Source organism: Roseivirga seohaensis, assembly GCF_001592945.1.
Classification (GTDB): domain Bacteria; phylum Bacteroidota; class Bacteroidia; order Cytophagales; family Cyclobacteriaceae; genus Roseivirga; species Roseivirga seohaensis.
In genome coordinates, this window is sequence record NZ_LRPB01000045.1 from 1 (window position 1) to 11,315 (window position 11,315).

Sequence of the window (11,315 nt, forward strand, 5' to 3'; positions counted from 1 at the left end):
ATGTGTATAAGAGACAGCCTGATCCCTGATCCCTGATCCCTGATCCCTGATCCCTGATCCCTGATCCCTGATCCCTGATCCCTGATTAACCGATCAACTGCTTCCTCAGTTTTACCAGTTCCTTATCCACCTTCACCAAACCTTTAAGTTGCTCTAGCTTTTCAATGGTCTTTTGAAGAAATTTCTGGTGTGCATCAGATTCGGGGTGAAATGCTTTGTGTTTCATGGCACTGCGTATTTCGCCCCAGTTTTTAATAAAGGCCTTCGTTTCTTTATCAAAATAGACGTCCATAAACTTCCCCCAAATGTATTCTTGTGCCAATTGATTAGGGTGCAACATGTCCTTTTCATAAAAGCGATAATCCCTCAAATCGTCCATTAATAGCTCATAGGCGGGAAAATAGTCTACATCATCGGCATAAGTGCTAATCTGATGACAAGCCAGCCTTAGAATGCTTTTGCTCACCATATTCAATTCTAGTGTGTCTTTTACGTGTCGAATAGGACTGACCGTTAGAATGAATTTCAATTCAGGATTTTGCGTATGAAGCTGTTCTTTCAACAACATAAAAGCACTTGAAATTTCTTCGGAACTTAACAGTCTTTTATTGAATTGGCTTGCAGGAGTTTTATGGCAGTTGGCTACCAGCATTTGTGTCTTTTTTTCTTCATACACCCAAGCCGTACCCAAAGTAACGATAATGGTAGTTGGTTTCTTTAGCACTTTGGTAAGTCGGTTGCGTTGGCGGTTTATATGAGATTCTAGCTGCTCTTTAGATTTTCCATACAGCTCAGAATGCACCTTGTAGTTTAGGTGAATTCCATCTCGAACCAAATAACTATCTTCTGGTAATCGAGTTTCATCCAATGCCATTTCTATCAATTCAAAAATGGAAAGGGGATTAAAGATGATACCGAAGGGGTTATACTCAACCTTGAATTTATGCTGAGAGAGTTTCTTCCCAATATTGTCTGCAAAGCAGGAGCCAATCGAAATCAATGGATTTGATAACTGTATTTTGTGAGAAGAGGGTTTTGGGTTTAATTCGGTTCGGAACATGGGCAAAGATAACCAATGTAAGAATGGCTAAAAATAAAAAATGGAAGCCCGCTTTAGAGACTCCCATTTACTTGACTATGCACTCTTCTGACAGAAAGAGGTGTTGTTATAAGCTAGAAAGTGCTTTTACGATGGCTTGAGAATCGTCATCCACTTTAGTATCACTTCCAGATAATTTGAAAGCTACTTTTAAACTCATTCGGGCATTCACCAGTTTGCCTCGTTGTTTGCCAGGTATCCAATCAGGAGACAATTCGAGCATACGAACGGCTTCGGTATCGCAACCTCCACCAATACCTCTAATAACCTGAATGTTCTCTAGCTTTCCTTCGGTAGTCACAACAAATGACACAAAAACATTTCCTTCAATTCCTTGGTTTTTAGCTTGTTCTGGATACTTAAGGTTGGTCAAAAGGTGTTTTCTGTAAGCATCTGCTCCACCTGGGAAGGTAGGTGACTCTTCTACAATAAGAAATACATCATCTGAATTTTGTACACCAGCAACACCGGTGACTTGGCCAACTTCATCAATCGATTCAAGGCTGATGTCCTCATCGGAACATGAGAGTGCGGTGAATAGCAACGCAGCAAGTAATAATGTTGATTTTTTCATAGTAACTAAGTTTTATCCGAAGAAAACTATTTTAATAGTTAATAGCAAATAAACTTAGTTGTTTTTAACGAAAGTTATTGAAAAAGAAATTGATAGGGGATTAAGCCTTATCTTCTCTACCACCTAAATGCTCGCATTCAATCAAGTTTTGCATACTAATAAAGTCTACTGGCACTTTTTCGTAATTGTAGATTTGTCGAAGAGTAGTGGTGTAATTATTATCGCCCATACTCATGTCAACATCCGTCATTTCTAATTGACAAGGATGTTCGTAGCCGCAAGCGTGCGTAATCTCTAAGATTTCCTTCCTTAGCGTTTTGGCGTAATTATAAAAGCGTTCCGATTTAAGGGTAGGGTCAATTCCTGCTTGTAGCCATTTGTTTTGGGTAGCCACGCCTGCGGGGCAGGTATTGGTATGGCACGAGAGCGCCTGAATACAGCCAATAGAAAGCATAGCTTCTCTGGCAATGTTAATTAAATCGGCTCCCATACTAAAGGCCATTAATGCGCTAGATGGAAAGCCTAATTTGCCAGACGCAATAAACACTACACGATCAGTAAGGTTTTTACGCTTAAACATTTGATACACCTGTGAAAAACCAAATACAAATGGTAATGAAACGTGGTTCGCAAAGGCTGGAGGTGCAGCTCCTGTACCGCCTTCACCGCCATCAATCGAGATGAAATCAGGACCAATATTACGTTCTACCATCAGGTCTGTCAGTTCTTCCCACATGTCTAATTTTCCAACGGCAGACTTAAAACCAACAGGTAGGCCTGTGTTATTGGCAATGTCTTCTATAAAATCTAGTAACTCAGGAATGGTGCTAAAGGCAGTATGGGTCGATGGCGAAATCACATCTTTTCCCATTGGTACGTGTCTGATTTCTGAAATTTCTTTGGTGATTTTGGATGCAGGTAAAACACCTCCTTTACCGGGCTTAGCACCCTGAGAAAGCTTTACTTCTATGGCCCTAATGTATTTGTAATCGTTTACCAATTTCACCATTTTATCCATATCGAAATTGCCTTCCGGGGTTCTTACCCCAAAGTAACCGGTGCCAAATTGGAAAACGATGTCAGCCCCATGCTGGTGATGATAAGACAAAGAGCCTTCACCAGTATTGTGATAACAGCCTGCCTTTTTTGCTCCTTTGTTCAACGATTCTATGGCCTTTGCCGATAAGGAGCCAAAACTCATGGCCGAAATATTAACGATGGATTTAGGTCGAAATGGCCTTTTTCTTTTGTTATAAAGCCCCATTACTTTGGCGCAAGGAATTAAGTCTACCTGAGTAACATTAGGGTGATTTGGTGCTGGTTTATAGGGCAACATGGTGGGGTTGATAAACACAAAACCCGGAGAGGCTTGGTCTTGATCTGTGCCAAATCCAGTATAGTTATTTTGCTTTTTTGAAGAGGCATACACCCACGTGCGCTGACTTCTGTTGAAAGGAAGTTCTTCTCGGTTATTGGCTACTATGTACTGTCGTAGTTCTGGGCCAATTTTTTCGAGCATATACCGAATATGCCCAATGATAGGAAAGTTATGCGTAATGGTGTGTTTACGCTGAATAATATCTCTTAAGAAAAGGATGAATAAGAAAAACAAAACCCAGCCCCACCAAGGTACTGTAGCTAGAAATGATTGAATTGACTCCATAATCACAAATAAGTGTATTTTGGTCAAAGTAGTATTTCTTTACCAGCATTTAAATTTATTGATGGGTATTTTGTTATTGGGATGTAGGTAAATTCTATTTCACCTACAAAAATAAAGTGAAGGGACTGGCTTAATATGGTCTAGTCCCTTGATTGATTATTAATAACTACGGATGATTCTGCCAGAGCCAGATACTTTAGAATTGATTTGTGGATCGCCCTTGTAATAAACATCCCCTGAACCTGAAATTTTGATGGTTAAGGTTTCTTCAGCCGTTACCTTAATATTTCCAGAACCCGAAAGGCTTGCGTCAACTACTTTTGCGTTTAGGCCATAAGAATTGATATCTCCCGAACCTGTAACCGAAGCGGTCAAATTATCGACCATACCGCAAAGGTTGATTTTTCCGGAGCCACTGATTTTCAGCTTCAAGTTGTCCAAATCCAGGCAGTTTTCACTTTCAATATCTCCTGAGCCAGTAAGTGTAATGTTTTGGAAATCGGGTGCCGAAATATAGACTTTCAACCTTCTGGCTCTTCTGATGTTGTGATTGCTTTTTATGATGAGTTCCCCATTACTTACATAAGTATCTACAATAGGTAGTAGGTTTTCATGAGTTTCAAGCCGAAGCGTTTGCTCATCGTCTTGCAATAAGTAAACATCCGCTTCAATTTGTAGCCTTACAGAATGGAAGTCTTCCATCACACGGGTTTCGTTAGTAATTGGTCCATTTCCTGTGATATCATCAAAAGAACAGCTAGAAAGAGCCAAAATGGCAAAGGGCATTAAGAGTAAATGTTGTTGTTTCATTTTTTTGAGTTTGTTGTTGTACCCTTATGACGGTTGATGTTTGCCTCACACGTATGGAGAAGAAATATTTTTTTAGTGATGTGAAAAGAAGAACAAGAAGATTGATTTAGCGGCAAATAATCTCCGAAATACTATCTTCGCGCAGTGAACTATCAACAGACGCTCGACTATTTGTTTTCCGCATTACCCATGTACCAAAGGGTAGGGAATGTGGCCTTTAAGAAAGATCTTACCAATACTTTAAAACTTTGCGAAGCGGTGAGTAACCCTCAGCATAAGTTTAAATCTATTCATGTAGCGGGCACCAATGGCAAGGGTAGTTCATCGCATATGTTGGCCTCTATTTTTCAATCGGCTGGTTATAAAGTGGGGCTCTATACAAGTCCGCATTTAAAGAGCTTTACAGAAAGAATAAGAATTAACGGCCAACCGATTCCAGAACAAAATGTGGTTGATTTTGTGGCAAGAATTCAACCTACCATTGACAAAATTCACCCTTCATTTTTTGAAATGACAGTGGCCATGGCTTTTAATTACTTTGCCGAAGAGCAAGTAGACATTGCCATTATTGAAGTGGGTTTAGGCGGAAGGTTAGACTCCACAAATATCATCACTCCTGAGCTTTCATTGATTACCAATATTGGCTTCGATCATATGGATATGCTCGGCAATACTTTACAAGAAATTGCTTTTGAGAAGGCTGGAGTGATAAAACGAAATGTTCCTGTGGTTATAGGAGAGTCTCAAAATGAAACAACTCTTGTTTTTACCAAGAAGGCAAAAGAGATGAATTCGGAGTTGGTATTTGCAGATCAGGAGCCCTTGAATACGAGCGAATATTCACTTGATTTGCCCGGTACTTATCAGGCTAAAAATATCAAGGGCGTATTGGCCGCTGTTAATGTGTTAAGAAAGAAAGGCTGGGAAATTTCCGAAGAAGCCCTAGCGCATGGACTCGCCAATGTGCGAACTCAAACAGGTCTGAAAGGCAGGTGGCAAATTCTTTCAGAAGCACCGCTCACCGTTTGCGACACGGGCCATAACAAAGAGGCCTTCGACTACATCATTCCACAAATAGAGTCTAGTTCTTTCGAGAAACTCTACATGGTTTTGGGCTTCGTTAATGATAAGAAGTTAGACACTTTGATTCCTCGCTTGCCAGCTCAAGCTGAATTTGTTTTCTGTGAAGCCAAAGTACCACGGGCCATGAAGTTGGAACGCATTGAAGAGTTGGTTTCACCTTTTGGTTTGAAAGCGGATTTTGTTCAGGATGTAAATGAAGCAATTACTCTGGCCAAGTCAAAAGCCACAAAAAATGACATGATTTATATTGGAGGTAGTACCTTTGTGGTTGCCGAAATAGAAGCGTTATAAATGTCGAGACAGAAGCAGAAAAGGTTTGAAGAGTTAAAAGAACGTGAAAATGTTCTGGAAGATTACAAAGCACTCTACACTCAATTAAAAGGAAACTGGAACAAATTATACTTCAAGAATGACCATCCGATTACGGTCGAAATGGGTTGTGGCAGAGGTGAATACACTACGGGTTTAGCCAGGGTTTATCCCAACAGAAACTTTGTAGGCGTTGACGTAAAAGGCGACCGATTGTGGGTGGGCAGCACGCAAGCCATTGAAGAAAATCTTACCAATGTGGCTTTTCTGAGGGCTCAAATTCAGAGTATAGAGAGCTTTTTTGCCCCAAACGAAGTAGAAACCATCTGGATTACTTTTCCCGATCCTTTCAGAAGAGAAGGCGATGCAAAACGCAGACTGACTTCACCAAGATATCTTGAGTATTACAAATCATTACTCACCAAAAACGGTCAAGTGTTCTTTAAAACAGACAATACACCGCTTTTCGATTATACGCTGGAGCTGTTAAGCGAACGAAATGATATCATGGATTTAGAATATACTCGTAACCTGTATGATTCAGAATACATGGATGACCATTACGGTATTAAGACTAAGTTTGAAGAGAAATTCTATAACCTTGGTGAAAGTATTAAGTACATGAAATTTAGATTCAACCATGAAAAATAGACCATTTATAGACAAAGGAATGCAATGGCTTATACTGGTTTATGTATTGGCTTTCGGTATTTTAATGCTTCTGACCAAACATGGTGACTTTGTGCTTTGGCTTAATGATAGGCATACTAGCTTTGGTGATTTCTTTTTTCAGTATTGGACCTACCTTGGTGATGGGGTTTTGCTGGCCATTGTGGCCTTATATTTTTTGTTCACCAATCTGCACAAGTTCTATTATATGCTGATTGCCATTGCGCTCCAAACAGTGTTTGTTCATATTTTTAAACAGTGGCTTTTTGCTGGCGAACCAAGACCCAAGACTTTCTTTGCAGATCAGGTGGATAGCCTCAATTTTGTAGAAGGAGTTACCACCCGCGGTTTTGATAGTTTTCCTTCGGGTCATACCGCTTCTGCCTTTACTTTGGCTTTCGTGCTCATCAGTTTATGCAAGAATAAAACTTTAAATGTATTGATCTTTATGTCGGCTGTATTGGTGGGAATATCAAGGGTTTATATTCTTCAGCATTTCTTGAGAGATATTTACATTGGAAGTGTTTTTGGAATACTGGCTGCGCTTATCGCTTGGTACATTATGAAACCTTATGCGGATAAACCTAAGCTCCAAAATGGTCTGTCGTTTAAAAAACCCTCCAAAAGTTAAGAGGGTTATCTAGTCAATGTAAGTCGTTTCCAACTCAAACCAAAATTAGAACTTTTGGAGGGTTGTTACAATGGAGACTGTTATACTAATCCATTCCCCACTTCATCACTAAAGTAGTCGGGTTTTCGAATAAGTCTCTGGCTTTGTCCTGAAACTCTAAACCGGGAATGGCTTCCAGTTCTTCTTGAAATTCGGTACGAGAAATCAAATAACCACTGGGCTGATTTCCCATAATTTGCTTGATGGTCTCCACATCATTGTACATCGGGATTTCGCGTTTTAAGGCGAACACAAATGCAGGGTTAAGCCGTTTGAAGGCGATAATTGTTTTGCTCGTGTCCATTTCTGGTAAAGTCTGTCGAACAGGGTTCTGCCCATCTACTTGCGGGAAAATCAAATGGAAGAAAAGCATTATCGTTACACACCAAACGCTGATGTTCATCCACAATACGCTTTCAATGTTCTTTCTGGCAATGCCTTGTTTCAAAATGAAAATTCCTACCACAGCAAGTGGAATGAAATAAAAGGCAAGGTTCGTCAGTTCACTTAAGGACTTATCGCCCTTCAGCCCAAAATAAATACCAACAGGGAAACCAATCAACAGTATAGCATAGAAAAACAGGCCAATTCGATTTCCGAGTTTAGCAAACCATTGGTTATCGATTTTAGCAATGTAAGCCCCAATTAAAATGGCAATCAGAGGATAAGACGGAACCGTGTAGTTGGGCAGTTTGGTGCTACTAATCGCGAAAAACACTACAATCACTGAAGCTGAAATCAGTACATACATCATTGCGCTGTCCTTCCTTTCTTTCCAAGCATTTTTGAACGATGGTACTGAAAAAGGTATAAAGGCCAACATGCCCAAACCAAAAACAAAGGCCAAGGTTAACAATGGACTGCCGCTATGGCCTTCCATTGAGTCGGAAAAACGAGAGAAATTATGTTTGAAGAAAAATTCCTGAGTCCAAGCGCCATCCGTTTGAACATGCACGGCATAAAACCAAGGTACAGAAATCAATAAAGTCAGTAATAAACCTCCAAAGGGTTGTAAGCGCCAAATCGTTTTCCATTTAAACTCTTTTTGGGTAAAAAGGAAGATGAGGGCCGCCAAGCCTGGTAAACCTATCGCCACAGGGCCTTTGGTGAGTACACCACAGCCAATGGCAAAGTAGAAAGACAGCAACTGCCATTTGTTATTGGTTTTATAAGCTTCGTAAAACGAATAAAACGCCCATGTTAAAAAGAAGACCAAATAAGGGTCGGGCACCGACATATGGAATTGCAATGCCAAATGAATGGAAGAAATAAGTACCAATGCCGCGTTCAATCCTGCCTTTTCGCCAAAGTGTTTTCTGGCAAACAAAAAGGTAATCATGATGGTAAAAACGCCCATTAAGGAAGAAAAGAAGCGTGCGCCAAATTCGTTTACCCCAAAAATAGAATAGCCCGCAGCCATAAAATAATAATGAAGTGGTGGCTTGTCGGTACGGAGTTGGTAGTTGTAATACGGAACCACATAATCGCCACTTTCAAACATTTCTCTGGCCGCTTCTGCATTTTTCGCTTCATCCAATGCGTAAACATCCAGTCCGCTATTATTGGCATAGCATACCGCAACGGCTAAAACGAGTATAAGTAAAAGGGTTTTTTGTTTGCTCATGAACTGCCTGCAAAGCTAATTGATAATGGTTAAGAATGGGAATGAAATCTGAAAAGGAATATTCGATGGTAGAATTGGAGATGAAGTCGTTAGTTCGACATTTCTTTCTAAAATTGAAAAACTTATGCTCCATTAACAGAAATGCCACTCGGATAATCGATAGAACCTGATAACTTAGAAGCCGTTACAAGCCTGAATACTCATTAAAACCAAATGAAACACCTTTCTAAACTAATGCTTTTCTGCATTCTGCTTACTGCCTTTTCATCAGTAGGTAATGCGCAAGCGCCCAAAAAATTAGATGCCGCAGAAATAAAACAAGCCCTTAATAAACTGGAAGTACTGGGTTCGGTGCTTTACTTGGCGGCTCACCCCGATGACGAAAACACCCGCTTGATTGCTTACATGGCCAATGAAAAGAACATGCGGACAGCTTATTTAGCCATGACACGTGGAGATGGGGGACAAAACTTAATCGGTACTGAAATTCGTGAGTATTTAGGGATTATCAGAACCCAAGAGCTTTTGGCGGCCAGAAGAAAGGATGGTGGGGAGCAATTTTTCACCAGAGCGAATGACTTCGGTTTTTCGAAAGATCCGAACGAAACGCTAAATGTTTGGGATAAAGACGATGCTTTGGCCGATGTGGTTTGGAACATCAGACGCTTTCGTCCAGATATAATCATCACTCGTTTCGATACTACTTTGGTGCCGAGCGGAACCATGCACGGCCATCATACAGCTTCGGCCCGTTTGGCAATGCAAGCCTTTGATTTGGCCAACGATCCTACTAAATACCCTGAGCAGTTGAAGTATGTTCAGCCATGGCAGCCTAAAACCCTCTATTGGAACGGTTATAATTTTGGTGGAAGAAATGATGGAGAAGAGTTTGACGGTACTCCGGGTTATTTCACTATAGATTTTGGAGCGTACAATCCACTTTTAGGGCTTTCTTATGACGAAATATCTTCTTTAGGTCGTAGCGAACATAAATCTCAAGGATTTGGAAGCACAGGCCGCAGAGGCGAAAGCAAAGAAGTATTGATGTATTGGAAAGGGGAAAAGCCAAAGTCCGATATTTTTGAAGATATAAATACCACTTGGTCGAGAGTAAAAGGAGGAGCAGAAATTGGGGCTCTTTTGGAAAAAGCAAATAAGAATTATAGCCTCAGTAATCCTTCCATAATTATTGACGACTTAATGCAAGCCCGTGAAAAACTGGTGAAGCTTGAAAACGAGTATTGGAAAAAGGTTAAACTAGAAGAGCTTGATTTGGTAATTAAATCTGTACTCGGCCTTTATTTAGAAGTAGTAGCAGACGAAGAAACCAAAGTTAGCGGAGAGAAGCTTAGAATTAGTGTCGAAGCCATTAACCGTTCTGATGTGATGGTTGCACTCAATTCAATTGATTTTCCTGAACTCAATGAGAAAGCCACTATTACACAACCATTGGCCAACAATCAATCTTTTAGAAAGAACTTAGAATTTACCCTGCCGCAACTTACAAACTCACAGCCTTATTGGCTTCGCGAAGAAGGAACTGTAGGGATGTATAAAGTAGATGACCAAGCATTGATTGGGCTTGCTCAAAACCCAGACATTTTGAATGCTACGTTTAACTTGACAATTAACGGAAAGCCATATGCTTATGCTACATCTGTAGTATATAAAGAGAATGATAGGGTAGATGGAGAAGTATACCGACCTTTTGTGGTTACGCCACCTGTATTTGTGAACATTGCCGAAAGCGTTTTGGTATTTGCCGATAATTCGGCCAAAGAAGTAAATGTGGTAGTAAAAGCGGGTACCGATAACGTTTCTGGAAAGGTAAGTTTGGATTTGCCTTCAGGCTGGAAATCTAGTCCAGAAAATTTTGATTTCAACCTAAAAGGAAAGCAGGAAGAAGCACGGTTCAAGTTTCAGGTGTTGCCTCCAACCACTCAGCAAGAGGGACAGGTAACGGCCAAAGTGACTTACAATGGCAAGTCATATCACCAAGGTTTGAAGGTGATTGATTACAAGCACATTCCTCGACAAACGATTTTCCCTGAAAGTACAGCCAAAGTGGTACGCCTTAATTTGGAAAGAAAAGGACAGTACGTGGGTTATATTATGGGCTCAGGCGATGCCGTACCAGAAAGCTTAACGCAAATCGGTTATACCGTATCTATTCTTGATCCGAATACCATAACTGCAGAAAGCTTGGCTGATTTTGATGCCGTGATTATTGGCGTGCGTGCTTATAATACTGTAGATAGAATGCCATTTATTCAACCTGATTTAATGGAATATGTAAAGCAAGGCGGTACCGTAATTGCCCAGTATAACACTAGCATGAGAGACCAGCCAGAGATTGGGCCTTATCCTTTTCAAATTTCAAGAGATAGGGTAACGGTTGAAGACGCTGAAGTGCGAATACTAGCACCCGACCATCCATTGATTAATGGGCCAAATAAGATTACCGAGAAAGATTTTGAAGGCTGGGTGCAAGAGCGAGGACTTTACTTTCCAAACCAATGGGACGATCGGTATACAGCCATTCTTTCTAGTAACGACCCAGGCGATAAACCAAATGATGGCGGTTTGATTGTAGGGCAGTATGGCGAAGGCTATTTTGTTTATACCGGTTATTCATGGTTTAGAGAATTACCCGCAGGTGTAGCTGGGGCTTACCGAATTTTTAGTAATATGATTTCGCTTGGTAACGAAACGCCTAAAAGCACCAAGCTTAACCGAATTGAAAACAAACGCTAATGAGTGCGCAAACAGAACAAGAACTGAGGGATGCTAAACCTCCATTTTTTAAGAAGTGGT

At 40.6% G+C, this 11,315-nt stretch carries 9 protein-coding genes; 4 read left to right on the forward strand and 5 right to left on the reverse strand.

Going from position 1 to position 11,315, the window contains the following annotated elements:
- Positions 1-85: 85 nt before the first annotated feature.
- From AWW67_RS11820 to AWW67_RS11835, 4 genes are all read right to left on the reverse strand, one after another.
- The gene (locus tag AWW67_RS11820; protein ID WP_062301983.1) at positions 86-1,060 is read right to left on the reverse strand and encodes a GSCFA domain-containing protein; all 975 of its coding nucleotides are present in this window, start codon (positions 1,058-1,060) and stop codon (positions 86-88) included.
- Between the two features lie 106 nt (positions 1,061-1,166).
- Positions 1,167-1,673: an energy transducer TonB gene (locus AWW67_RS11825; RefSeq protein ID WP_062301984.1), complete on the reverse strand. Its 507-nt coding sequence runs from the start codon at positions 1,671-1,673 to the stop codon at positions 1,167-1,169.
- A gap of 100 nt (positions 1,674-1,773) precedes the next feature.
- The gene (locus AWW67_RS11830; RefSeq protein WP_062301985.1) at positions 1,774-3,336 is read right to left on the reverse strand and encodes an FMN-binding glutamate synthase family protein; all 1,563 of its coding nucleotides are present in this window, start codon (positions 3,334-3,336) and stop codon (positions 1,774-1,776) included.
- 159 nt (positions 3,337-3,495) lie between these two features.
- Complete coding sequence (locus tag AWW67_RS11835) at positions 3,496-4,146, reverse strand: head GIN domain-containing protein (RefSeq protein ID WP_082338237.1); 651 nt, start codon at positions 4,144-4,146, stop codon at positions 3,496-3,498.
- A 144-nt stretch (positions 4,147-4,290) separates the two neighbouring features.
- Here AWW67_RS11835 and AWW67_RS11840 point away from each other — a divergent pair, with 144 nt between their 5' ends.
- From AWW67_RS11840 to AWW67_RS11850, 3 genes are read left to right on the forward strand one after another with little or no spacing between them, the layout of a single operon-like run.
- Positions 4,291-5,520 carry a bifunctional folylpolyglutamate synthase/dihydrofolate synthase gene (locus AWW67_RS11840; protein WP_062301987.1) on the forward strand — a complete coding sequence of 410 codons (1,230 nt, stop codon included), beginning with the start codon at positions 4,291-4,293 and terminating at the stop codon, positions 5,518-5,520.
- A complete protein-coding gene (gene trmB / locus AWW67_RS11845; protein WP_062301988.1) occupies positions 5,521-6,189 on the forward strand; it encodes a tRNA (guanosine(46)-N7)-methyltransferase TrmB in 669 nt (222 codons plus the stop codon).
- The gene (locus AWW67_RS11850) at positions 6,179-6,838 is read left to right on the forward strand and encodes a phosphatase PAP2 family protein (RefSeq protein WP_062301990.1); all 660 of its coding nucleotides are present in this window, start codon (positions 6,179-6,181) and stop codon (positions 6,836-6,838) included. The genes trmB and AWW67_RS11850 overlap by 11 nt, the downstream gene beginning before the upstream one ends.
- Positions 6,839-6,923: 85 nt before the next feature.
- Here AWW67_RS11850 and AWW67_RS11855 read toward each other — a convergent pair whose 3' ends face one another.
- Positions 6,924-8,501: an ArnT family glycosyltransferase gene (locus tag AWW67_RS11855; RefSeq protein ID WP_062301991.1), complete on the reverse strand. Its 1,578-nt coding sequence runs from the start codon at positions 8,499-8,501 to the stop codon at positions 6,924-6,926.
- A 213-nt stretch (positions 8,502-8,714) separates the two neighbouring features.
- On the opposite strand from AWW67_RS11855, the gene AWW67_RS11860 reads away from it, so the two are divergent.
- On the forward strand, positions 8,715-11,255 hold the full coding sequence (locus tag AWW67_RS11860; protein WP_062301992.1) for a PIG-L family deacetylase: 2,541 nt from the start codon (positions 8,715-8,717) through the stop codon (positions 11,253-11,255).
- The last annotated feature ends 60 nt before the right edge of the window (positions 11,256-11,315 follow it).